Source organism: candidate division KSB1 bacterium, from assembly GCA_034506255.1.
Classification (GTDB): domain Bacteria; phylum Zhuqueibacterota; class Zhuqueibacteria; order Zhuqueibacterales; family Zhuqueibacteraceae; genus Coneutiohabitans; species Coneutiohabitans thermophilus.
Genome location: JAPDPX010000006.1, coordinates 133,499 through 157,181, shown reverse-complemented (window position 1 = coordinate 157,181; position 23,683 = coordinate 133,499). Strand labels below are relative to the sequence as shown.

Below are 23,683 nucleotides of genomic sequence, written 5' to 3'. Positions count from 1 at the left end.
CCCGGTGGGGCGAGGGCGGGACCCAATTCATTTGCCTCCCCATAGGAAGGGGGGATTGGTGACATGAGGATCAACCAGGCCGTCAAGCTTTTGGATTATGTTTTTGTTTTGCGCCCCACCTTGTTTTTCCCGGTGTGGACGGTTTATGCCGCCGGCTATTTCGCCAGTCAGCGCTTTGCGCCCGGGGCCTTGAATGGTGCCGGCCAGCCCGACCAGGCAGCCCTGCCACTTGCCCTGGCGTTGAGTGCGTTGATGGGCGCGGCGTTTATCCTCAATCAACTGTGTGACGTTGCCACCGACACGCACAATCACAAGCTCTTTCTCATCGCGCAGCGGCATATTTCGCCGGCTGCCGCGTGGCTGCAAACCGTGTTGTTGACAGGCGCCGGCTTGCTGGTCGCATTCCAGCACAGCCACGCCCATGGTCTGTTGTTCCTCGCCATTTTTCTGCTGACCGGCATTCTTTACAGCGTGGCGCCGTTTCAATGGAAGGACCGGCCGATTCGGGGATTGCTCGCCAATGCCGGCGGCGCGCTGTTGATTTTTACCGCAGGCTGGTGGGCGGTGCGGCCCGCTGCGAGCCTGCCGCTGTGGCACGCCCTGCCTTACATGCTGGCGGTGGGTGCGGTTTACTTGTACACCACGCTGCTCGATCTCGCGGGCGATGCGCAAACCCACAAACGGACGTTTGCCGTGTGTTATGGGTGGCGTGCGACAGTGATCACCGGTTGCCTGTGCGAGCTGGCGGCAACCGCGCTGGCGTGGCAGGTGAATGATCCGGTGATTTTCTATCCCGCGCTGCTGTCCGCGCCGTTTTTCATCGCGGCGGCCTGCAAACAGGGGCGGCCGGAAGTCTCACGCGCCATCAAGCTGCCGATTTTGTTTTTGGCGCTGGCGATCGGTTGCAAGATGTGGCAATACTTTTTGGTGCTGGCGGTGGTGTTTTTTGTCTCGAAGTGGTATTATCAGCAGCGTTTCGGCTTGAAATACCCAAGCCTGCAGGCGGATTGAGGGAATTTTTGACGAGTTCCACAAAAAAGAATTTGGTCACAGCTTCACGGAAGAAGCCGTTGATCTCATGACCTTGCTTGCGAATTTGAATTTGGCCCGCAGCGGGCGATTGAACCTGGCCGGATTACTCTTGTTCGGAAAACAGCCGCAAAAATACAAGCCGCAATTCAATATCAAGGCGGTCCACTTTATCGGTACCGAAGACGTCTCCGAGCAATATCTGGACAGTGAAGACATCGGCGGAAAACTGGCTGAACAATACCTTCAGGGTCTGGCATTCCTCAAGCGCAATCTCAAAAAAGAGCAGAAGCAGCAACATCGCAATTCGCTGGCAGAATTGCAAATTCCTGAAGGTGTCTTCGAGGAATTGCTGGTAAACGTGCTGATTCACCGGGATTACCTTGTCAATGCCCCGATTCGGCTGTTTCTTTTCGAGGACAGGGTCGAGATCATCTCTCCCGGTGTCCTGCCCAACAACCCGACGATCGAAAACATCACGCACGGTGTCTCCAACCAGCGGAATCCCATAATTTCGTCATTTGCCACCAGGCAGAAACCACCCCTGGGATTGCCTTATCGGGGGATCGGTACGGGTAGAAAAAGAGCCCTGCAGCTTCACGCGAAAATAGATTTCTACAAGAAGTGGATGACGGTGTGTTCAGGGCATGCAGCCGATTTTAGACGCGCGTTCCCCCTGATGGCATTGGCAGGGCGTGGCGGTGATATGATCTCCAGCGGCGCGTGGCATGGGCACCGCCGCCGAATTTGGGTTCCCTGCGTGTGCCAGACTTGTTCTGCACCCGTGGTTTGAGCTGTTGCCTCCGCCAACCAACTCCACTTGCTCATGAGCACGCCGCAAAACTCGATCGAGCGCCAGCGCATCTGGACGCTCTCCAACTTCATCAGCTTCACCCGCCCGCTGTTTGTGCTTCCCGCGCTCTGGTTTCTGCACCTGGAAACGCCGGCCGGCACCCGCCTCGCAGTGCTGTTCATGCTGGGCGCCGTGTTCACCGATTGGGCCGACGGCTTTCTCGCACGCCGGCTGCATCAACAGTCCGAGTTGGGCCGCATCATTGATCCCGTGATGGACAAGTTGTGCGTTGCCAGCGTGGGTTTTTACCTGGCGTTTTTTCGTGACTTTCCCAAATGGTTTTTGGTATTGATTATCGCGCGTGATTTGTTTATTTTAGTGCTCGGTTTTTTAATGACTTCGCGCCGGCACCGGGTGCCGGAGTCCAACTGGTATGGCAAAGTCGCAGTGACGGCGCTTGCAATCGTGATGATCACTTTCACGCTCGATCTGCAACCGATCAAGTGGCCGTTTTTTTGGATCATGGTCGTTTTGTTTTTGATCTCAGCTGGCATCTATATCGCCCGCTTTATTTCCGATACGACAAGCGCGGCCCGCCCGGTGCGCTAACGTTCCTGCCTGCGCTCTGCCTGTAACGTCGCAACTCCTTCGACAAGGGTTATGCCCGCATTCTTCGAAAGACTGAAATCCGGACTCGACAAAACCCGCCGCAGCCTGGTGGACAGCGTGGTGCATGCCGTGACCGGCAAGGCCCGGCTGGATCGGGCATTGGTGGAAGAGCTGGAGAACATGCTGCTCGCTGCCGATCTCGGGGTGAGCATGACCACGGCGTTTCTCGAGCGTTTGCGCGAGCGCATCGGTGTGGGGCAGGCCGCCTCCCGCGAGGCGGTGCTGGCCTGTCTGCAAGAGTTTCTGATCGAGCGCCTGGAGCGTGGCGCCAACAGCCAGTCGAATTTCCTTTCGACTTTCTATGCGCCCGGTGTCCGGCCTTATGTGTTGATGATGGTCGGAGTCAATGGCGTCGGCAAAACCACCACTATTGCCAAACTCGCGCATCATTTCCGGCAGCACGGCCGCTCCGTGCTGGTCGCTGCCGCGGATACCTTTCGCGCCGCGGCGGCCGATCAGCTTGAGATTTGGGCGCAGCGTGCCCGGGTGGAGATCATCAAAACCCGGCCCGGTGCCGATCCCGCCGCGGTGGCTTTCGATGCGTTGAACGCCGCCCAGGCGCGGCAGATCGAAGTCGTGATTGTCGATACCGCCGGCCGGCTCCACACCAAAAGCAATTTGATGGAAGAATTGCAGAAGATGATTCGTGTCATGAAGCGGGTGATTCCCGCGGCCCCGCACGACGTTTTCCTGGTTTTGGATGCCAACACCGGTCAGAACGGCCTGCGCCAGGCACAGACATTTTTTGACACTGCCGGTGTCACTGGCCTGGTCGTCACCAAGCTCGACGGCACCGCCAAAGGCGGCATCATCTTCGCGATTGAGGAGCAGCTCAAGTTGCCGGTGCGTTTTATTGGCGTGGGCGAAGGCATTGACGATCTGCAGCCGTTCGAGCCGAAGGCATTTATTGCCGCTCTGTTTTCCTGATGCCGGTGGCGGCACGCCGGATCGCGGCAGAACCTTTTCTGGTCGGGAGACACTTGAAAGTCAATCTTATTACCCTGGGTTGTCCCAAAAATCTCGTTGATTCCGAATTCCTGCAAGGCGGCTTGCAGCAGCGTGGCGTCGAGTTCGTCGCCGCGGCTGCGGAGGCGGAAGCAATCATTGTCAACACCTGCGGCTTCGTCGCCTCGGCCAAGGAGGAATCCATCGACACCATTTTGCAGGCGCTCGCATTGAAGAAGCAGGGCGTCTGCCGGCAGGTGTTTGTGACCGGCTGCCTGTCGGAGCGCTATGGCCCCGAGCTGCGCCGTGAGCTGCCGGAGGTCGATGGTTTCTACGGCAACCGGGATTTGCGCCAGATTGTCAACGGCCTGGCGCTGCAGATGCGGCTGAAACACAACTTGCTCGGCGAAGGCGCCGCCGCGGCCGAACGCGCGCTGTTGACGCCCCGCCACTATGCCTATCTCAAAATCTCGGAAGGCTGTGAGCATCCCTGCACCTTTTGCGCGATTCCCCAAATTCGCGGCGCCTTTCGCAGCACGCCGCTCCCGACGCTGGTGGCGCAGGCGCAGCAACTGGCGGCGCGTGGTGTGAAGGAGCTGATCCTGGTCGCGCAGGATTCCACGCAATATGGCCTGGATTTGAACGGCCGGCAGCAGCTTCCTGCGCTGCTGGAAGCGCTCCATGCCGTCGATGGCCTGGCGTGGATTCGCGTGATGTATGCCTATCCCCACCACGTCAACGACGCGATCATCCGTGCGCTTGCCGGCCTGCCGCGCGTCGTCAAGTATCTCGATCTGCCGATTCAACATATCAGCGATCGCATGCTCAAGCGCATGGCCCGCCGCGTCAACCGCCGGTTCACTGAAGAGCTGATCGACCGTCTGCAGGCCGCCATACCGAACCTGGTGCTGCGCACCTCGCTGATCACCGGCTTCCCCGGCGAAACCGAGGAGGATTTTCAGAGCCTCTATGACTTCGTCTGCGCCGGCCATTTCGCGCGTCTGGGAGTCTTCACTTATTCCCAGGAAGAAAACACGCCGGCCTATGCTTTCGCTGATCAAGTTCCGGAGGAAGTCAAGCGCGAGCGCTATGATTTGCTGGTGGAGGCGCAACGGCAGGTGGCGTGGGAATGGAACCAGCGTCAGATCGGCCGCGAGCTGCAGGTGCTGATCGAGGAATACGATGAACAGGAGCAGGTCTATCGCGGCCGCACGGAATGGGATTGCCCGGAGATCGATCACGTGGTGGTGGTGCCGGCAGGGCGCGGACAGTTGCCGCTCGGCGAGTTTTGCCGGGTGCGCATCACCGGTGCCGGTGATTTTGAGCTGACCGGGCGTGCTCTCAACCTGCGCGGCGCTTCAACGCCAGCCCAGCGTCGTTTGCCGGTGGTGGGATAGTGGTTCGTGGCTTCGCGAACTTTAAAGCCGCAGGCAATGGCTCCTCGCATGGCGCGGCCGGGAGCTGCTGTCAACTTGTTCAGCACGAAGACGCAGGCAGGCGAAATTTCATATCGGATTTGTTTTTTTCTGCGGTTTCGCGTTTTAAAAAATCTTTGTGGCCGTGAGATCGTTTCCCCGGGCAAACGGCGGGCATGTGTGACCAAGGGTGACCGGGCGCAGTGCCTGGCGGAATCCCCGGGGACGATGCTGCAAAGTAACGGAGAAGCAGAGTGCCCCGCATCATCAAACCGGCGCGGCTGCGGCCCGGTGAAGTCATCGGCGTCGTGGCGCCCGCCAGTCCCATGAAGCCCGAGCTGCTCGAACGGGGTGTGCGCTATTTGGAAGGGTTGGGCTATCGCGTCAAGCTCGGCAGGTTCGTGCAGCGCGAGCACGGTTATCTCGCCGGCAGCGACCTTGAGCGCAGCCAGGATCTCACTGCCATGTTTCGCGACCGGCAGGTGCGGGCGATCATCTGTGCGCGCGGCGGGTATGGCACGCCCCGGCTGCTGCACCTGCTCGATTATGACGTGATTCGCCGAAATCCGAAAATTTTCGTCGGCTACAGCGACATCACCGCGCTGCAGCTTGCGATTTTCCGGCACACCGGTTTGATCACCTTCTCCGGGCCGATGGTGGCCGCAGACATGGGCCGCGGCCTCGACCCCTTCACCGAAACGCAGTTTTGGCGGATAATCACCGAACCCGTGCCCTGCGGTGACCTGCAGCCGCAGCTCGAGCGGCCGTTTGCCGCGATTCGCGGCGGCCACGCGCGGGGCCGCCTGCTGGGCGGCTGCCTTTCGCTGCTGGCCACGGTGGCGGGCACCGCCTTCATGCCGCCGGTGAAACAAAGCATTTTCTTCCTGGAGGAAATCGGCGAGGAGATTTATCGCATCGATCGTTATCTCGTGCATCTGCGCGAGCTGGGTGTACTTGACCGGATTGGCGGCTTCATCCTGGGGCAGATCATCGACAGCGAGGCGAAAAACGGCGCCCCCTCGCTGGGTCTGAAAGACTTGATGCAGGACTTCATCCGCCCGCTGGGCGTGCCGGCTTTGATGAACCTGGAATACGGCCATGGCAGTCGCAAACACACCCTGCCGGTGGGCGCCACTGCCGAGCTGCTCGTGAACAGCCGGCAGCGGCGTGTGACCATCACCGAAGCCGCGGTGGTTTAGCAAGTCATGCTGACGCGGGCCAGACAACCCCGCAGGAAGAGCGGAACTCCGCGGCGGGTTCGTACGGGTAGGAGGCAGATGGATCTTCACCTTGCAATTTTTGCCAGCGGCCGCGGCTCCAATTTTCAGGCGATCCTCGCGGCGATTCGCAGCGGCAGGCTGGCTGCACACGTGGCGCTGCTGGTGACCGACCAGCCGGCGGCCAACGCCCGGCAGATAGCCCGGGAAGCGGGCATTCCCGAGGCGGTGCTCATCCCCGCCAGTTTCGCTGCCCCGGCAGACTACGCAGAGACGCTGCTGCAGGTGCTCGCCGGGCATGGTTGCAATTTTATTGTGCTGGCTGGTTATCTGCGCAAAATCCCCGCGGCGGTGGTGCGCGCTTTTGCGGGCCGCATGATCAACATTCACCCCGCCCTGTTGCCGAGTTTTGGCGGCAAGGGCATGTTTGGCAGGCGGGTGCATGAGGCCGTGCTCGCTTGTGGTTGCAAGGTGAGTGGCGCCACGGTTCATCTGGTGGATGAAGAATACGACAGTGGCAGCCCGGTGGTGCAGCGCTGTGTGCCGGTGCACCCGGATGACACAGTGGAAACCCTGGCTGCACGCGTGCTCGCGGTCGAGCATGAGATTTTGCCGGAGGCCTTGCAGCTTTTCGCGGAAGACCGGGTTGTGATCAGCGGCAGTCAGATCCGCATCCTGCCCAAACCCTGAACTGGCATCGGGAGAGAAATCACGTGCCTTCCCTCCATCGCGCCCTGCTCAGCGTTCATGACAAAACCGGCTTGCTGGAGCTGGCGCAAACGCTGGCGGCACACCGCATCGAGTTGATCGCCACCGGCGGCACCGCCCGCCTGCTCGAACAAAATGGCTTTGCCGTCACGCCGGTCGAAGCGATCACCGGCTTTCCCGAGATTTTGGCGGGCCGGGTGAAGACGTTGCATCCCAAAATTCTGGGCGGGCTGCTGGCCAGACGCGATCAGCCCGGCCACCTGGCGGAAGCGGAGCATCACGGTTTCGGCCTGATCGATCTCGTCGTGGTCAACCTTTATCCATTTCAACAGGTGATCGCGCAGTCGCAAACCACGCGCAGCGAGGCGCTGGAGAATATCGACATCGGCGGCGTGACGCTGCTGCGTGCCGCGGCCAAGAATTTCCCCAGTGTGGCGGTGTTGAGCCATCCGCGCCAGTATGCCGCATTTTGTGAAGAGTTGGCGCACAACCACGGCAGCGTGAGCGAGGCCACGACCCGGCAACTGGCGGCGGCTGCCTTTGCCTGCACCGCTGCCTACGATGCCGCGATTCAGGAGTATCTGCAGCACCCGGTGGAAGCAGTGGCACTGCCCGACTCCCTGGTTTTGCTGCTGGATGACAAGCAGACGCTGCGCTATGGCGAGAACCCGCATCAGCGTGCCGGCTTTTATCGCAACAGCAGAGGCCCGGCGGGTGGTTTTTTCGCTGCGCGGCAGTTGCAGGGCAGGGCGCTGTCCTACAACAACATCGTCGATGCCGATGCGGCGCTCGCGCTGGTGCGCTGTTTTGACGAACCGGCGTGCGTCATCATCAAGCATGCCAACCCGTGCGGCGCGGCTGCTGCCGCCACACCGGCGGAGGCCTTTCGCCTGGCTCTGGCGACCGACCCGGTTTCCGCCTTTGGCGGCATCGTTGCTTTCAACCGCCTGGTCGACGGCGAAGCGGGGGCAGCGCTGGCAGAGCAGTTCACCGAAGTGATTTTGGCGCCGGGATTCAACGCCGAGGCGTTGCGCCTCCTGGCGGGCAGGAAAAATCTGCGATTACTCGAGATGGAGGGTATCAGCCAGCCGGCATTGCCCGCGCTTGAATTCAAAAGTGTTGCCGGTGGCGTATTGGTTCAGGAGTTGGATGGCGGCAATGATGAGGAAGCCGCCTTCAAAGTCGTCACCCGGCGTGTGCCTGGTGAAGAGGAATGGCGGGCGCTGCGTTTTGCCTGGAAAGTGGTGCGCGCCGTCAAATCCAACGCCGTGATCTTCTGCCGCGCCGGCCGCACGCTGGGGATCGGCGCCGGTCAAATGAGCCGGGTGGACGCCGCCTGGCTTGCGGTCGAGAAAGCCCGGCGGGCCGGGCTGGAGCTGCGTGGGTCAGTGGTGGCGAGCGATGCTTTTTTTCCGTTTGCCGACGGCGTCGAGCAGGCTGCGGCCGCCGGGGCCACGGCGATCATTCAGCCGGGCGGCTCTGTGCGTGATGCCGAAGTGATCGCGGTGGCGGACAGGCATGAGATGGCGATGGTGTTCACCGGCGTCCGGCATTTCCGCCACTGATCTGATTTACAAAAACGGCAGGAGAGGAAAGCAGGAGCGATCGCTCAGCTCCGCCAGTCCGACTGTACCATCTTCGAGCCGCCAGCAGCCTTTCGTGCAGGGACGAGCGCCGCGCTGGCCGGTGCGGGAGGACCGAGGGATTTGGGGGGATAATGGTACCGGAGAGACTGCATTAAGGCGAGCGGTTGCCACAGCCCGGGAAATCAATAAAAAAGCGATCAAAGGTATGGTAATTCATTGCAAAACACATTGCCCGTGAGGAAAGGCGAATTGCGCATGAATTTTTCTTTACAGAATTTTTTGTCAACCGACATCGCCATGGATCTGGGCACGGCCAACACCCTGGTCTATGTGCGGGGCCGGGGTATTCTCGTCAACGAGCCCAGCATCATTGCCTTGCGCAAAAGCGATCAGGAGATCGTGGCCTACGGCCATGCGGCCAAGGAGATGCAGGGGCGCACGCCCAATGAAATTGTGACGGTGCGGCCCATGAAGGACGGGGTGATTGCGGATTTCGAGCTGGCCGAGGCCATGATCCGGCACTTTATCCGCACCGTGCAGGTGACGCGCATCTGGCGGCCGCGCATGGCGATCAGCATTCCCAGTGGCGTGACCGAGGTGGAGAAGCGCGCGGTGCGCGATTCCGCGGAACACGCGGGCGCACGTGAAGTTCATCTGATCGACGAGCCGATGGCGGCGGCCATCGGCATCGGGTTGCCGATCGATGAGCCGGTGGGCAGCATGGTGATCGACATCGGCGGCGGCACCACCGAAATCGCGGTGATCTCGCTGTCGGGGATTGTCAATCACAGCTCGATTCGCATCGCCGGCGACGAAATGAATGAAGCCATCGTGCAGCATTTCAAGCGCAATTACAACCTGCTGGTGGGCGAGAACACCGCGGAGCAGATCAAGATCACGCTGGGCTCCGCCGCCCCCTATCAGGACAAGGCCACCATGACGGTGCGCGGCCGCGATCTGGTCGCCGGCATCCCCAAAACCGTCGAGATCAGTTCGATGGAGGTGCAGGAAGCGCTGGCGGACTGTGTCAATGCCATTGTCGAAGCCACCAAACATTGTCTGGAGCAGACGCCGCCGGAGTTGTCCGCCGACATCCTCGATCGCGGCATCGCGCTTTCCGGCGGTGGCGCCCTGCTCAAAGGCCTGGATGAGCGGCTGCGCCGCGAGACCAGCCTGCCCATCATTGTAGCGGAAGACCCGCTCACCGCGGTGGTGCGCGGCACCGGCAAGGTGCTGGAAGCGATCCACAAATATCAAAAAGTGCTGACCAAGGTCAAGCGCTATTGAGCCACCCCGGACGTGACTCGGACCCTGCTGGCAAGCCATGAAGACAGCCTTGCTCGATCGCTCCAACGAATACCTCATCTCCCGGCGGGAGTATTTCACCCTGTTTGCCGCCATCGTGGCCGCGATTGCCATTCTCTTCAACAATGATGCGCCGCAAATCGACGCGCTGCGCGGCCTGGCGGTGGACCGGCTGGCCCTGCTCCAGGAAAAATTGAGCTGGTTCTCGCGCCTGACCCAATCGACCGAGGAAATGAGCGCCCTGCGCCAGCGCGCCACCCAGCTCATGCTGGAGAACAGCCAGTTGCGCGAGGCCTATCTGGAGAATTTCCGGCTGCGGCGCCTGCTGGAATATCGCGAGCGCACGCCGTTGCAGCTCCGCAGTGCCCGGGTGCTGTTTGCCGAGCGCAGCCGCACGCCCAACACGGTGGTCATCGATCTGGGCGCGCGCCAGGGCATGCGCGTGAACATGCCCGTGGTCACCCCCGATGGCCTGGCGGGCAAGATCTACAAGGTCAATGCGCGCACCAGCCTGGTGCAATTGCTGCTCGACCGCAACTTCAGTGTGAGCGCTCGTTCCCAAGGCGGCCGCGTGCTCGGCATCGTCTCATGGAGTGAAACGCGCGGCCTGGAAATGACCGGCGTGCCGCGCAATGCCGTGATCAAAGCCGGCGACATGGTGGTCACTTCCGATTACAGCGCGCTCTATCCCCCGGGATTGCGCATCGGCAAAGTCATTGCCCCCTCTCTCGAAAAAGGAGAGCCCTTCATGCGCATCCCGCTGGAGCCGGCTGTGCGCTTCGATCGTTTGGAAGAGTTGTTCGTGATCACCACCCCGGCCGAGAGCTTCAAAGTGACGGTGGCGGATTCCAGCAGCGGAGACTGAATCTCTTGGCCAAGCGCATTTTCAAATACCTGTTGACCTTCTCGATTTTCCTGCTGGTGCAGGTCGGTGTGGTGCCGCTGCTGACAATCTATGAACTGGCGCCGGACTTGCTCGTTGTCGGGCTGGTGCTCTCCGCCATTCGTCACGGCGCCACCGCGGCCATCGTCACCGGTTTCCTGGCCGGCCTGGCCCAGGATGCCTTTGCCACCCATCTCTACGGTCTGCAGGCACTGGCCAAAGCGGTGGCGGGTTTCGTGGCCGCCTATTTGGCGCGCGACAAGCTCAAGTTTGGCCTGCAGGTCACCCTGGGCATCACCCTGGTCGCGGCGCTGGTACACAACTTGATTCGTGACGGCATCTATTATTTCGATGCAGATTTCAGCGTGCTGCATCTCATCGTTCGCTATGTGATTCCCAATTCCCTGTACACCCTGGTGCTGGCTGCCATCGCCCATTTGTTGTTTGCCAAAAGCTTCGAGCGGAAGTAACAGGGCACCGGCAGCCGCATCACAACCCCCTGCGCGCATGGAACTGAGTCTGGAAGCCAAACGCCGCCTCTTTACCGGCGGCCTCGCCTTCCTCTTCCTGATCCTGCTCGGCCGCTTCGCGTACGTGCAGCTCTTCCGGGGCGAGCAGTTCCTTGAAGAAGCCAACAAGAACCGCGTGCGTGTGATTGAAGTCGACCCGCCGCGCGGGCTGATTCGCGACCGCTTCGGCGAGGTGCTGGTGGAGAACAGTCCGGCCTATGCCGTTTATGCCATGCCCGGCGAGATTCGCAACTCGCCCCAGGCCTATGAGATCATCTCCGCCGCGCTGCACACCACCCCCGCGGAGATCAAGCAGTATATCGCGCGCAACAAGCGTGGCAACTTCGTGCCGGTGAAGATCGGCCGCCAGATTGATTTCGCGGCCTTCAGCCTGCTCAACGAGCGCCGTCTCGAATTGACCGGCGTCGATTTTCGCACCGAATCGCGCCGCACCTATGACCACGGCGTGAAGGCTCCCCACCTCTTCGGCTATCTCAGCGAAATCAGCGACGCCGAGCTCAGCCTGTTTGGCGACAACTACAGCCCCGGCGATCTCATTGGCAAGAAGGGTGTCGAGCGCCAATACGAAAGCGTCATGCGCGGGGTGAAAGGGCATCGCTTCGTCGAAGTGGATGCCCTGGGCCGCGTCATTCGCGATCTCACCGAGGAGGACGGCGAACGCTTTCGCAGCAATCCGCCGGAGCCGGGCAAGGATGTGCTGCTCGGACTTGACGCCTCTCTGCAACGCATGTTGGAAGCCGAATTGACCGGCAAGAACGGTGGTGCGGTGGTGTTGAATTGCAAGAACGGCGACGTGTTGGCACTGGTAAGCAAACCGGATTTCGATCCCGAACTTTTCTCCCGAACCCTGACCCCCGAGATTTGGAACCGCCTGCTCAACGATCCCAACAAGCCGCTTTATGATCGCATGGTACAGAGCGTGTATCCGCCCGGTTCGACCTTCAAGATGATCACCGCCATTGCCGGCCTGGAAACCGGACTGATCAACCCCAATGAAACCGTCTTTTGTCCGGGCTACTACGTTTTTGGCGGCCGCACTTTTGAATGCCACAAAAAGGGCGGCCATGGCACGGTCAATCTGCTGGGTGCGCTGGAGCAATCATGCAATGTCTACTTTTATCGCATGGGCTTCCGCGTCGGCCTGGAACATTGGTCTGACTATGCCGCGCGCTTCGGCTTCGGCAAGGTGACCGGCATCGACCTCAGCGAAGAAAACGCCGGCCTGCTGCCCACGGTGGCCTATCTCGATCGGCGTTATGGCAAGGATCGCTGGAGCAAGGGCATGATGTTGAATCTCGCCATCGGCCAGGGCGACCTGTTGGTGACACCCCTGCAGATGGCCGTCTTTGCCATGACGATTGCCAATGAAGGGCATAGCTTCAAGCCGCGCCTGCGCCGGAGCGTGCTCGATCCGTTTACCGGCACGGAGGAGTTCGTGGAACCGGACACGGTGGAGGTGAAGGGGATTCGGCCGGAGACCTGGGCATTGGTGAAACGCGGCATGTTTCTGGTCGTCAATGGCAGCCGCGGCACGGCGGTGCGTTCGCGGGTCGAGGGCCTGGTGAGCGCGGGCAAGACGGGCACGGCACAAAATCCGCATGGCGAGCCGCACGGCTGGTTCATCGGCTTCGCACCGTTTGATGATCCCCAGGTGGCTTTCTGTGTGTTCATTGAGAATGGCGGCTCCGGCAGCGGCGCGGCGGCGCCGGTCGCCCGCAAAATTTTAAGTTTCCTGTTGGAGAACAAGAAGTTGACGCCGCAATTGGAAGCGGACGAAGCCGCAGACTGACCATGTTGGCACGCAGCATCATCAGTTGGAAAGACATCGATAAAGTCATCATCGTTTGTGTCCTCCTGCTGGTCACCATTGGACTGATGGCAATCTACAGCACCACCAGTTCGCCCGCCAGCTCGGAGGCGATTCGGCACAGCTTTGCCAAGCAGGTCATCTGGTTTCTGGCGGGTGCGATGATCGCCTCGGCTGTGGTGTTGACGCCGGTCCAGTATCTCAAGGGGATGGCCTACAGTCTGTACGGGCTGTGCGTGGTGTTGTTGATCCTGGTGTTGTTCGCCGGGGGCGGCAAAGGGGTGCATCGCTGGTTCATTCTGGGGCCGGTGCATTTTCAGCCGGCGGAACCCACCAAGATCGCCGCCCTGCTGGCGCTGGCGCGCTACCTCTCTGATGAAAGACGCGATCTGCGTTCATTCAAAGACATCGGCATCTGTTTCGCCATGGTGCTGGTGCCCACCGTGTTGATTCTGAAAGAACCCGATCTCGGCACCGCGATCGTGATGGCTTCCCTGCTGCTGCCGGTTTTGTTCTGGGCGGGCTTGTCTCCCTTCATCGTGTTTCTGGTGGTCAGTCCGATTCTCACGGTGATCTCCGCCTTCAACGTTTACACCTTTGGCGCCGCCATGCTGCTGATCATCGGCGTGCTGGTGCTCTCCAAACGCAAGCTGCCGGTGTTGCTCGCCGTGCTGATGTTGAATGTCAGTGTCGGCGCGCTCACCCCCAGTCTATGGAACCGGTTGAAAGATTATCAAAAGACCCGCATCCTCACGTTCATCGGGCTGCAACAGGATCCGCGTGGCACAGGCTATCAAGTTGCCCAGTCACAGGTTGCCATTGGTTCCGGCGGTTTTTGGGGAAAAGGCTGGACGCGCGGCACACAGGCCAAGCTGCGTTTCCTGCCGGAGCAGCACACCGATTTTATTTTTTCGGTGGTGGGTGAGGAACTGGGTTTTTGGGGCGTCACGCTAGTATTGGTGACTTTTTTTGTGCTGCTGTGGCGCGCTCTCGGCATCGCCGTGTCCGCCAAGAACAAATTTCTGACGCTGATGGTGGTGGGCTGTGTGACTTTGATCGGCGTGCATGTCATTGTCAACACCGGCATGACGGTGGGCATTATGCCGGTCACCGGTATTCCCCTGCCGTTTTTGAGCTATGGCGGGTCGTCATTGTGGACGAACATGACGCTGGTGGGTTTGATTCTCAACGCGGGCGTGCGCCGGTTTCAATATTGATGCCCCCGCCGGGCCTGTGTTTGGAAGCAAGGCTTGACATTCAGAGTGAACTTTCATACCTTAATTTTGAAATTTTTACAGTTTTGCTACGGGGCCTGACATTGTGAAGACAGACACGAGAAGTTGGCTGCTCCCGGGCATTTTGGCGGTGGCTGCCACTGTTCCGCTGCAGGCACAGGATGCCAAATTTGGCTTTGGTGTGCGCGGCGGCGTGGGACGCATCGAGGGCGATGTGAAGAAGGCTGTTCTGCAGCCCTTCGCCAGCGCGCTGGTCTACTATTCTCCGGATCCCCACCTGTCGTTCGGCATCGAAGCAGGCCTCGGTAAATTCTTGACAGATGATGACAGCCAGCGGGACTCTGTCGCCATTGTCCTCCCCATCGAGTTTGACGTGACGCTGCGCTACTCCCCATACCATACGTTCTCACCTTTTGTCACGCTTGGCGCAGGTGGGGTGCTGTGGTACAATGTGCGCCACGGCAGTCACGCGCCGTTTGAAGGGGGTGCGCGCCGGGAGGAGCGCGCCTATCTGCTCAAGGCCACCGGCGGATTCGAAGTGGCGCTCTCGCGCCGGTTCAACTGGTCAGCCGGCGCCGCCTTCCGCTATACCTTCAGCGACAAGCTCGACCTGGACTTCAGCGGTGACGAGCATGATGGCTTGATCACAGTGTTCACCGGCCTGACCCTCAAACTCGGCGGAAGTGTGCGCGATCGCGACCATGATGGCGTGGGGGACCGCTTTGATCTCGATTCCCGCGCCCGCGAAGACCGCGATGGTTACATGGATCATGACGGGGTGCCCGACACGCAAATTACCACCAGCCTGCTCGCCTTCAGCAGCAGTGGCGCCGGCAGCAGCGCGGACGAAGTCCCGCCGATTGTCATTCATCATCCCCGCAAGCGGACAACCGCCGGCAAGGACTTGCGCATCCGGGCGGAGATCTATGAGAATCGCAGCCTGCTGAAAGCCGCCGTTTTGCACCGGCCGGTCAACGTGCGACGCTGGCTGGTGGAGCCGATGACGACCAATGATCAGGAAATCTACGAGGCCATCATTCCCGGCCCCAGCATTCCCAAAGGCGGCCTGGAGTATTGCGTGGTGGCAGTCGATGAAGCCATCAGCGGGCTGGGTTACAGCGGACTGCCGAATCGGCCGAACTACATCATGGTACATGGCCAGGAAACCTGGTGGCGGGTCGCCACTTTTTTTGCAGCAGTGGGCGGCTGGGGTGCTGCCGGCTATGTGGTCAAGCGCCATCAAAAGTAAGACGTCACAGCAAATGCACCGCACGGCTCTGTGTGGCGCCAGGACATATCAGCGGGTCCATCCAAGTGTGACCAGGAGACGGTAATGAGGCAAAGAGTTTTGCGTCGGACAATTTCACCGGCTGCTCTCGTGCTGCTGGCAGCGTCGGTTTTGGTGTTGCTCACCGCTTGTGGCGGCGGTCGAAAAGCCGCCCAAACCGAAGGCACTTCCGGCGAAGAGGTGGATATCGATCGCCTGCTGGAAGGCGGGGAGCAAGGTGCGCCGCCTGCCACCACCGAGGACGAGAACGAAGTGTTGCGGTTGTTGGGCATCGTCCCGGAAGCCAAAAAGCCGGAAGCCGCCGCCAGTAAACCCGACACCACGGCGCCGGTGGCGATGGTGCAGCCGGAGACCAGCAGCGAGGTGTCGCGCCTGCAGCGCGAATTGCAGGAGAAGAACCAGCAAATTTCCTCGCTGCAAGCGGAGGTGAACGAGAAGGAACGCCGTCTGCAGGCCCTGCAAGCCGAACTGGAGGCGGCGCAAAAACGCAGCAGCGGCAACAGCCGGGCGGTCACCGTCAGCGGCAACTATGCCCAGCGTTATGCCCAGGCCCGCGAGCTGTACGAACAAAAACTATATCACCAGGCCATCCAGCTCTTTGCCGAGCTGCTGGCGGAAGACGACAAGAACAGCCTGGCGGACAATGCCCAATACTGGATCGGCGAATGCTATTACGGGCTGGGCAATTACGTACAGGCTGTCGCGGAATTTCAAAAGCTGCTCGCCTTCTCACGCTCGGACAAGCTGGATGATGCTCACTTGAAGCTGGGGCTGTGCTATTTGCGGCTGGGGGACCGTGCCCGCGCACGCAGTGAGCTGGAGCAACTGCTCGCCATCTACCCCAACAGCGAATACGTTGCCAAAGCCAGGCGTTATCTCAGCCAGATGTAGGCCGGCCTGCTGCGGGAAGAAACGCGCTCAGTATCGCGCTGCTGTTGATGCGCCCACGGGGTGGCCTTGCGCCACCTTTTTCATTACACGCGCTTGAACCGGATTTCCCTCTGCAGGCGGGAAATCTCTGCAGCCGCCAATCGCCGACCGCCGGAGAAGATCCGCAGACTTCGCCGCTGCCGAGATAAGCAACGCCGCACCCGGCCCGGCGGCCGCTTCGCCGTGTCTCGCAGTCTGCTGGCGGACGACTCTGCCAAAGCAGGAATCTGATGAAAATCGCAAGATACCAGAACCACGCATGCCGGAGCTACGCAAGGACCCTATTACCAATCGTTGGGTGATCATTTCGACCGAACGGGGCAAGCGGCCTGGCGACTGGCTCGTCGGACCCAAGGTGCGCTCCGGCGGGTTCTGCCCGTTTTGCCCGGGCAACGAGGACAAAACCCCCCCCGAGATCGTCGCCCTCCGCCCCAACTCTTCTGCCCCCAACACCACCGGTTGGAGCATCCGTGTCGTGCCCAACAAATTTCCGGCACTGCAAATTGAAGGCGATCTCAATCCCCGTGGCGAGGGCTTGTATGATCTGATGAACGGTGTGGGGGCCCATGAAGTGATCATCGAGACCCCCAATCATCTGGCCGAGCTGGCGGATCTGTCCCTCGATCATGTCCAGGACATTTTGCTGACCTATCGCGCGCGCATTCTGGATTTGAAGAATGACACCCGCTTCAAATACATTCTGGTGTTCAAAAACCGCGGCACAGCCGCCGGCGCCTCACTGGAACATTCGCACTCGCAACTGATCGCCACCCCCATCATTCCCAAGCGTGTACAGGAGGAATTGTTCGGTGCCCACCAGCATTTCGAGTTGAAAGAGCGCTGCATCTACTGTGACATTCTCCGCCAGGAGCTGCATTCCGGCAAGCGCGTGGTGGTGGCGCGCGCCGACTATGTTGCAATCGAGCCTTTTGCCCCGCGCTTCCCCTTTGAAACCTGGCTGCTCCCCACCCGGCATGTCTCGCATTTCGAGGCCACCGAGCCGGAGCTCTACCACGGTTTGGCGGTGACCCTGCAGGAGACACTGCAGCGCATCAGCAGTGCCCTGGATGATCCGCATTACAATTTCATTCTGCATACTTTCCCGCTGCAGGAGCCGGCCTCGCTGGAATACCACTGGCACCTCGAGATTATCCCGAAACTCACCAGGGTTGCAGGGTTTGAATGGGGTTCGGGTTTTTACATCAACCCCACGCCCCCGGAAATCGCGGCCCAGCACCTGCGCGATGCTCGCCTCTGACCCCGCCGCGCGGCGCACACCGCCCGCCGGCCTCAGCAGTGAACGAGTTATGCAAGCTGAAGAAACAGGAAAGGCGTAATGAAAAACAAATTCAAAATTTTTTATGTGGCAGCGGAAATCTCGCCCTTCGTTGGCACCAGCCTGCTCGCGGACACTGCCAACGCCCTTCCCAAAGCGCTGAAAGAACTGGATCATGACATCCGCGTCATGATGCCCAACTACCGCAGTGTCAACGAACGCCGGTACGTTCTGCGCGACGTGATTCGCCTGAAGGACATGATGGTGCCGTGGGGAAACGAAACCCATGTCGCCAACGGCAAGTCGGCCTTCCTGCCGGATTCCAAAGTGCAAATCTATTTCTTCGATCAGAAGCCCGCTTTCGACCGCCAGGGCCTTTACCGTGATCCCAAAACCAAGAAAGCCTACGCCGACAACGCCGAGCGCTTCTCCCTGTTTTGCAAAGGCTGCCTGGAAACGCTGAAACTGCTGCACTGGCAGCCGGACATCATTCACTGCAATGACTGGCCAACTGCCTTGATTCCCGTCCTGCTTAAAACCACCTACCGCGACGAGGCCTTCTTCAAGAACACCAAAGTCCTGCTCAGCGTGCATAACTTCGAGGAGACGGGCGTTTCCTCCAGCAATCTCCTGAAGGTGATCACCGGCGGCGATTCTTCATTCTACCCGGAGGGTCAGATTGCACTCGACGGCCAGTTCAATTTTCTCAAGGCGGGTTTGCTGAGCGCCGACTTGATCAACGTCATCGGCGAGGGCCACGCCAAAAACTTGCTGCAGGGCGGCGCCCGCCTCCACGGTCTTGAAGAGGTTTTGCAGAAACGGCGCAAGCTGCTCACCGGCACGCCGCATGGTGTCGATCGCAAAGTCTGGAACCCGGCCGCCAATCCCCATCTGCTTCACCATTTTTCCGCCGGCGATCTCGCCGGAAAGCTGCGCGGCAAGAAAGAGTTCCTGGAGAGCGTCGCCTGCCTTTTTTCGGAGGAAACCCCGTGGCTCGCCCTGCTGGACCAGGGCGAGGGCGCGGAATCCCTCGAGCAAATCGATGCCGTGCTGAATGAAGCGCTGGCACTCAATTGCGGCGTCATCTTTCTCGGTGTCGCCAACCCCAAAACCGAGAAGCTCCTTGCGAAACATCGCAAGAAGTATGCAGGCAAACTGGCTGTACTGGTCGGTTATGACGAGCCGGCTTTGCATCGCGGGCTTGCCGCCAGTGATCTGGTGCTGCCGGTGTCGGGTCGGCTGTTGAAATCATCCCTGCCGCTGCAAGCCATGGCTTACGGCGTGGTGCCGCTGCTTGCTGCACACGATGGTTACACCGAAGCCTTGCAGGATTGCCGCAAAGCCGCAAGCGGCAATGCCTTTTTACTGGCCAACCCCGAGGCCCGGGAGATGGTTAAAGCGCTGAAGAACGCGGTCACGCTGTTTCGTGATCGGAAGCGCTGGACGAAGGTGGCCAAGGCTGCGATGACAGCCAATCCTTCCTGGGAAACCGTGGCGGAGGAGTACACCCGGCTGTATGCCAAGCTGCTGTCGCGCGGCAAGAAGTAATCGGTTTTCAGCCGTCCGGTTGTGACGGATGCGCTTTCTGCGTTTTAGGATGATACGCCCGCTGTTTCAAGAGTGAACAAATTCTCGACAAGTGTCACAATCTTTCGTCGGCTGCGCTGGTCTGTTTTTGCTGTGCGCCGGTCGGTTGTCGCTTTGCGGCATGCTTGAGGGACGGTTTCTAATCTCAAATACAGGGTTTACGTCGGGTCAGTCCCGCGGGGGGAGCGTATGCCGGCTGGCGGCCGCGTGGCAGGCCGGAGCACGGCCGGCGCTCTGACTGCGTCGGCATAAAATTTGAGAACGAAAAAGGGTGCCAGCACTGGCAAGAGGCTTAGTTAATGGAAGGAATCGAGATTTCAGTCACCAAGGTCGGCACTCGTCGTGACATCGCCTTGTTTCGTGTCAAAGGATATATCGACACGCAGACCTGCTCGGAAATGCTGACTCAGATCACCCAGGTGCTCCGCGAGGGCATCTATCATCTGATTGTGGACATGAGCCAGGTCAACTACGTCAGCTCGGCGGGTTGGGGTGTGTTTGTCGGCGAGATCAAGGGTATCCGGGAGAATGGCGGGGATTTGAAGATCGTGGGGATGATCCCGGAGGTGCACGACGTCTTTGAGATGCTGGAGTTCAACCGTATTTTGGATGCTTATGACTCCCTCGAAGAGGCGATCGACGATTTTGACCTGTCGATCGGCCTGGATCTGACCCGCAGCATCTCGCAATCTTACAGTCCGACCGAATTGAGCACAGGAGAGGTGGCGGTACTGGATCCGCCCAAATCCGCTTTGCGTCTGCGCGAAGCGGAGGGGGTGCGCGCCAAGTCACGCTCGGCATTCACCAAACCGAAAATTGATGAACGTGTCTTGCCACTGACGGAGAAGGTCAAGATCATCATCATCGAAAATCCCGCCGCGGGGGTGCGCAAGATTGCGCAAAGCCTCAACACCGAGCGCTTCGGCTTCGTCAAGATTGGCTGGTGGAAGCTCTATCAACTTCTCCGCAAATTGAACCTGGATACCCAGGAAAAGCGGTATCGGTTCTATCGCTCACGTTGAGGTTGCAGGGCCCCGTTCTCCTCCTCCTTCCGGTGACTGCTCCGGCAGTCGTTATCCCAATAACCTCTGCTTCACCCGCCCGAGCGCTGGTATAGCAATTGCTGGGTCCCATTGTGTTATTGCATTTGCAGGCCACCCGCCGCTGCGTGTGTGCCGCAGGGGCTGTTTTGCTGCGGCGCGATGCTCAACTGCTGCGTTTGCAGGTAATTTAGTCTGTCGCGATGCGGTGCGATTCTGCCTGCATGCGGCAGGTTCAACGGATTGAATTCTTGCCACCTTCTATGGGAGTCTCAGTCATGCACAGCAATCGTTTCCACCCCGGGGCGCGCGTGGTCGCCCTGGGCGCCATGCTCTTCCTCGGCCTTGCCAGTGGGATCAGTCAAGCGCAGTCCGGCTATTATTCCCGTGACGGTCAGGGAGTCCGTTTCCGCGCGGGCGAAGGCGTGCGCGTGATTGTGTTGGAAAAAACCGACAGCCGCGACATGGGCCGGCGCCAGGACTTGAACCTGGCAGGTGATTATCTCATCGATCAGGGCGGCTACATCTACGTCCCCTATTTGCGTGCCCCGATCAAAGCTGCCGGCTTGTCGCCCGACAGTCTGGCGCGCCGGCTGCGCGACGAGCTGTTCAATGATCTCACCATCAAGCCGCCGATCGAACAGATCTTCTGCATGCCGTTGATCCGGGTGGCGGTGATGGGTGCGGTGCAGCGGCCGGGCTCCTACCTGATTCGGGCCAAGGAATCGCTGTGGGAACTGATCAACCTCGCCGGCGGGCCGGCCAACGGTGCCGACGTGCGCAAGATTAAAGTGATGCGCGGCGGTCGCACCGTGAGCAAAAATCTTTTGGAAGGCTTTGAAAACGCCCATTCGCTCGAACAGCTCGGCGTGCGCTCCGGCGACCAGGTGATCATGCCGACTTACTCGCGCTTCACCCTCGACGATGTGGTGCGCTACACCTCTTTTGCTCTCTCGGTCGCCGTGTTCTATCTGCAAGTCTCCGACCGTAACAATCGCTGACCGCGGCGTGGGTCGTGGAGCTCAGTTGAAGAGGCAGTGGTTTAGCAACGGAGTTCGGGAAAAAATGGGTATCGACACATTCGCCTTTGAGGATGATGGGGCACTGGAAGGTCAAAAGCTGGATTTGGGCCGTTATGTGCAGGCGCTCAAACGCCGGTGGTGGCTGGTGTTGCTGGTTGCCGCGCTGGTGGCGGTGCCGTGGGCGATTTATGTGAAGCAGGAGAAGCCGATCTATGAGGCCACCGCCACCATCCGCTATCGCAACATCAGCGCGATGAAAAACCCCGAAAAGATGATGCAGGAAATCGTCGAGGTGCTCAACAGCCGCACCTTTGCCGAGCAGGTGGTGGCCGCACTCGGCCTGGCCGTCACCCTCGAGCAGGACTCGGAGAACGGCCGGTTTCTCATTCGCAACCGGATTTTCACCAAACTCTCCACCACCTACCATCCCCGCCCCGGCACCTATATCCTGCAGATTCCCGGTGATGGCCGGTTTACGCTCGCCATGCTGGATGAAGACACCGACGAGGAGATTCCCCTGCGCACCGGCGACGTGTTTCGCGCCGCCAGTGATACCATCTCGGTGAATGGCATCTCTTTTCAACTGGCGGACCCGCAAAAACTGCCGCCCCGCATCACCTTCAAAGTCGAGTCGTTCAAGTCGGCGGTGACGTCATTGCAACAGCGTGTGCAGCCGGGCTTGAACCAGAGCCTGACGCTGATGTCGGTGAAGCTCACCGGCAATGACCCCTATGTCGTCACGCAAACCGCCAACAGTCTGGCGCAACTTTATGTTGACCGCAGCAAAGTCGAAGGCGCCAGCTCCGATGAAAAACAACTGGAGACGCTGCAGGAACAGGTGCGCCAGGCGCAGCGCGACTATGAGGAGATCGACCGGCGTTACACCGAGGCCAAACGCCGCGCCGGCGGCAATGTCGGCGGAGACCGCTACCAGTTGACCGTGGCCAAGCTGGCGGAGGCCGAGAAAAAGCTCGAAACCCTCAAGCAACAGCGGGACGGCTTAAAGGAGCTGCTCGAACGCGCCATGAGCACGTCCGTGGAAAATGCCAGCGGGACCGCTCGCGAAGCGATCAGTTACATCTACAAAGGCATCGTCAACCACCCGCTTTTTGACAACAATGCTTCGATGGTGGTGGCGCGGCAGCGGTTGAGCGACCTGGAAGCCCGGCGCTCCGAAGAATTGCGCAGCAAAACCGAACGCCATCCCGACGTGGTGGCGCTGGAGAATGAAATCCAGCAGCTTTACAGCCAGATTCAGGCTGCCGGCCGCACCAAGCTCGGCAACCTGGCGCAGGAGATCAGCCGGCAGGATCGCGAAGTGGTGCTGCTCAACGCCCAGCTCGGCGGCCTGCCCGAGCAGGAATCCACCCTGTGGGCGCTGGAACGCGAGTGGAAGCAGAAATCGGACTATCTGCAAACGCTGCGCGAGCAGTTGCAAAAGGGTAAAATTGCGGTCACTTCCGACAAATCCGACATCGAGATTTTGGATCCCGCGGTCGAACCGGAATACCCGGTGAATCGCAACAAGAAAACCAAGGCCGCGGCCGGTGGCGTGGCCGGCCTGCTGTTCGGCATGTTCGTGGTCGTCGCGCTGGAAGCACTGGACCGGTCGATCAAAACGGTGGATGACATCAAGGGCACATTAAAGCTGAACGTGCTGGGCGCCATTCCGCAGATCGATTTCGGTGAGTATTACGAATTTCAAGATCATGAAAAGGCCAAGCTGGTGGACCAGCAGTTGGTGACACACGATTATTCGCCCACGCCCATTGGCGAGGCCTATCGTTCGTTGCGCACCAACATCCTGTTCTCCAAAAGCGCGGGCCGCATCCAGACCCTGGTGATCACCTCGACGGCACCGGGCGACGGCAAGTCCTTCACCGCCGCCAATCTCAGCATCACCATGGCGCAGCAGAAGAGCAACACCCTGCTGGTTGACACCGACCTGCGGCGCGGGGTGCTGCACAACACCTTTGGTGTGCCGAAGGAGCCCGGTTTCAGCAACTATCTGACCGGCTCGATTCTGGCCTCCGAGATCATTCATGAAACCCACATCCCCAACCTCTCCGTGATCAGTTGCGGGTCGCTGATTCCCAACCCCTCGGAGATGCTGGGCTCGGTGCAACTGCGCCGTTTTCTCGATGAGATGCGCCGGCGTTACGATCTCGTCATCTTCGACACCCCGCCCTTGAATGCCGCGACCGATGCCGTGGTGCTGGGCACCCAGGTCGATGGCGTCGTGATCGTGGTACGCGCCGGCAAGACCCACAAGGAGGTGGCGCGCAAGAAAATCGAAATGTTTCAGAATGTGCAGGCCAAGATCCTCGGCGTGATTTTGAACGGCACCACGGTGGATTTGGCGCACGAGGGTTACAGCTATTACCACTATTAATCGCAAGTACTTTTGCAAAAGGCAGA

General features: G+C 59.9%; 20 protein-coding genes. All 20 read left to right on the top strand.

Annotation, left to right across the window (positions count from 1 at the left end; all coding sequences use genetic code 11):
* Positions 1-63: 63 nt before the first annotated feature.
* The 20 genes from ONB52_13660 to ONB52_13565 all read left to right on the top strand — a co-directional run bounded on the left by ONB52_13660 (position 64) and on the right by ONB52_13565 (position 23,657).
* The gene (locus ONB52_13660; protein ID MDZ7417184.1) at positions 64-1,011 is read left to right on the top strand and encodes a UbiA family prenyltransferase; all 948 of its coding nucleotides are present in this window, start codon (positions 64-66) and stop codon (positions 1,009-1,011) included.
* 67 nt (positions 1,012-1,078) lie between these two features.
* A complete protein-coding gene (locus tag ONB52_13655) occupies positions 1,079-1,822 on the top strand; it encodes a hypothetical protein (GenBank protein MDZ7417183.1) in 744 nt (247 codons plus the stop codon).
* Between the two features lie 33 nt (positions 1,823-1,855).
* Complete coding sequence (locus ONB52_13650) at positions 1,856-2,431, top strand: CDP-alcohol phosphatidyltransferase family protein (GenBank protein ID MDZ7417182.1); 576 nt, start codon at positions 1,856-1,858, stop codon at positions 2,429-2,431.
* Positions 2,432-2,482: 51 nt separating this feature from the next.
* Positions 2,483-3,418 (top strand): signal recognition particle-docking protein FtsY, encoded by a 936-nt coding sequence (gene ftsY, locus ONB52_13645; protein MDZ7417181.1) that lies wholly within the window; start codon positions 2,483-2,485, stop codon positions 3,416-3,418.
* Between the two features lie 53 nt (positions 3,419-3,471).
* Complete coding sequence (gene rimO, locus ONB52_13640) at positions 3,472-4,833, top strand: 30S ribosomal protein S12 methylthiotransferase RimO (protein MDZ7417180.1); 1,362 nt, start codon at positions 3,472-3,474, stop codon at positions 4,831-4,833.
* A 272-nt stretch (positions 4,834-5,105) separates the two neighbouring features.
* Positions 5,106-6,050, top strand: a complete 945-nt coding sequence (locus tag ONB52_13635) for an LD-carboxypeptidase (protein MDZ7417179.1) — start codon at positions 5,106-5,108, stop codon at positions 6,048-6,050.
* A 78-nt stretch (positions 6,051-6,128) separates the two neighbouring features.
* Entirely contained in the window at positions 6,129-6,758 is a 630-nt protein-coding gene (gene purN / locus ONB52_13630) for a phosphoribosylglycinamide formyltransferase (GenBank protein ID MDZ7417178.1), read from the top strand.
* 23 nt (positions 6,759-6,781) lie between these two features.
* Complete coding sequence (gene purH / locus ONB52_13625) at positions 6,782-8,341, top strand: bifunctional phosphoribosylaminoimidazolecarboxamide formyltransferase/IMP cyclohydrolase (GenBank protein MDZ7417177.1); 1,560 nt, start codon at positions 6,782-6,784, stop codon at positions 8,339-8,341.
* Positions 8,342-8,617: 276 nt separating this feature from the next.
* Positions 8,618-9,649, top strand: coding sequence for a rod shape-determining protein (locus ONB52_13620; protein ID MDZ7417176.1), 1,032 nt, complete (start codon positions 8,618-8,620; stop codon positions 9,647-9,649).
* Between the two features lie 37 nt (positions 9,650-9,686).
* Positions 9,687-10,532 carry a rod shape-determining protein MreC gene (gene mreC / locus ONB52_13615; protein ID MDZ7417175.1) on the top strand — a complete coding sequence of 282 codons (846 nt, stop codon included), beginning with the start codon at positions 9,687-9,689 and terminating at the stop codon, positions 10,530-10,532.
* Positions 10,533-10,537: 5 nt separating this feature from the next.
* Complete coding sequence (mreD, locus tag ONB52_13610) at positions 10,538-11,020, top strand: rod shape-determining protein MreD (GenBank protein ID MDZ7417174.1); 483 nt, start codon at positions 10,538-10,540, stop codon at positions 11,018-11,020.
* 37 nt (positions 11,021-11,057) lie between these two features.
* A complete protein-coding gene (mrdA, locus tag ONB52_13605; protein ID MDZ7417173.1) occupies positions 11,058-12,869 on the top strand; it encodes a penicillin-binding protein 2 in 1,812 nt (603 codons plus the stop codon).
* 2 nt (positions 12,870-12,871) lie between these two features.
* Complete coding sequence (gene rodA, locus ONB52_13600; GenBank protein MDZ7417172.1) at positions 12,872-14,104, top strand: rod shape-determining protein RodA; 1,233 nt, start codon at positions 12,872-12,874, stop codon at positions 14,102-14,104.
* Positions 14,105-14,252: 148 nt separating this feature from the next.
* Positions 14,253-15,371, top strand: a complete 1,119-nt coding sequence (locus tag ONB52_13595; protein ID MDZ7417171.1) for a hypothetical protein — start codon at positions 14,253-14,255, stop codon at positions 15,369-15,371.
* Positions 15,372-15,455: 84 nt separating this feature from the next.
* Positions 15,456-16,301 carry a tetratricopeptide repeat protein gene (locus tag ONB52_13590; GenBank protein MDZ7417170.1) on the top strand — a complete coding sequence of 282 codons (846 nt, stop codon included), beginning with the start codon at positions 15,456-15,458 and terminating at the stop codon, positions 16,299-16,301.
* A 298-nt stretch (positions 16,302-16,599) separates the two neighbouring features.
* Positions 16,600-17,598 (top strand): galactose-1-phosphate uridylyltransferase, encoded by a 999-nt coding sequence (galT, locus tag ONB52_13585; GenBank protein MDZ7417169.1) that lies wholly within the window; start codon positions 16,600-16,602, stop codon positions 17,596-17,598.
* Between the two features lie 78 nt (positions 17,599-17,676).
* Positions 17,677-19,164 (top strand): glycogen/starch synthase, encoded by a 1,488-nt coding sequence (locus ONB52_13580; protein ID MDZ7417168.1) that lies wholly within the window; start codon positions 17,677-17,679, stop codon positions 19,162-19,164.
* Positions 19,165-19,502: 338 nt separating this feature from the next.
* Positions 19,503-20,225, top strand: a complete 723-nt coding sequence (locus ONB52_13575) for an STAS domain-containing protein (protein ID MDZ7417167.1) — start codon at positions 19,503-19,505, stop codon at positions 20,223-20,225.
* A 296-nt stretch (positions 20,226-20,521) separates the two neighbouring features.
* The gene (locus ONB52_13570) at positions 20,522-21,244 is read left to right on the top strand and encodes an SLBB domain-containing protein (GenBank protein MDZ7417166.1); all 723 of its coding nucleotides are present in this window, start codon (positions 20,522-20,524) and stop codon (positions 21,242-21,244) included.
* Positions 21,245-21,308: 64 nt separating this feature from the next.
* Positions 21,309-23,657 (top strand): polysaccharide biosynthesis tyrosine autokinase, encoded by a 2,349-nt coding sequence (locus ONB52_13565; protein MDZ7417165.1) that lies wholly within the window; start codon positions 21,309-21,311, stop codon positions 23,655-23,657.
* Positions 23,658-23,683: the final 26 nt, after the last annotated feature.

What these genes read in the sequence shown, in the direction of transcription:
- ONB52_13655 (MDZ7417183.1), top strand. Translation starts at nt 1,079, where the DNA reads ATGACCTTGCTTGCGAATTTGAATTTGGCCCGCAGCGGGCGATTGAAC.
- mreC (MDZ7417175.1), top strand. Translation starts at nt 9,687, where the DNA reads ATGAAGACAGCCTTGCTCGATCGCTCCAACGAATACCTCATCTCCCGG.
- ONB52_13590 (MDZ7417170.1), top strand. Translation starts at nt 15,456, where the DNA reads ATGAGGCAAAGAGTTTTGCGTCGGACAATTTCACCGGCTGCTCTCGTG.
- ONB52_13660 (MDZ7417184.1), top strand. Translation starts at nt 64, where the DNA reads ATGAGGATCAACCAGGCCGTCAAGCTTTTGGATTATGTTTTTGTTTTG.
- rodA (MDZ7417172.1), top strand. Translation starts at nt 12,872, where the DNA reads ATGTTGGCACGCAGCATCATCAGTTGGAAAGACATCGATAAAGTCATC.
- ONB52_13620 (MDZ7417176.1), top strand. Translation starts at nt 8,618, where the DNA reads ATGAATTTTTCTTTACAGAATTTTTTGTCAACCGACATCGCCATGGAT.
- ONB52_13575 (MDZ7417167.1), top strand. Translation starts at nt 19,503, where the DNA reads ATGGAAGGAATCGAGATTTCAGTCACCAAGGTCGGCACTCGTCGTGAC.
- ONB52_13570 (MDZ7417166.1), top strand. Translation starts at nt 20,522, where the DNA reads ATGCACAGCAATCGTTTCCACCCCGGGGCGCGCGTGGTCGCCCTGGGC.
- ONB52_13565 (MDZ7417165.1), top strand. Translation starts at nt 21,309, where the DNA reads ATGGGTATCGACACATTCGCCTTTGAGGATGATGGGGCACTGGAAGGT.
- ONB52_13650 (MDZ7417182.1), top strand. Translation starts at nt 1,856, where the DNA reads ATGAGCACGCCGCAAAACTCGATCGAGCGCCAGCGCATCTGGACGCTC.
- ftsY (MDZ7417181.1), top strand. Translation starts at nt 2,483, where the DNA reads ATGCCCGCATTCTTCGAAAGACTGAAATCCGGACTCGACAAAACCCGC.
- ONB52_13580 (MDZ7417168.1), top strand. Translation starts at nt 17,677, where the DNA reads ATGAAAAACAAATTCAAAATTTTTTATGTGGCAGCGGAAATCTCGCCC.
- mrdA (MDZ7417173.1), top strand. Translation starts at nt 11,058, where the DNA reads ATGGAACTGAGTCTGGAAGCCAAACGCCGCCTCTTTACCGGCGGCCTC.
- galT (MDZ7417169.1), top strand. Translation starts at nt 16,600, where the DNA reads ATGCCGGAGCTACGCAAGGACCCTATTACCAATCGTTGGGTGATCATT.
- purN (MDZ7417178.1), top strand. Translation starts at nt 6,129, where the DNA reads ATGGATCTTCACCTTGCAATTTTTGCCAGCGGCCGCGGCTCCAATTTT.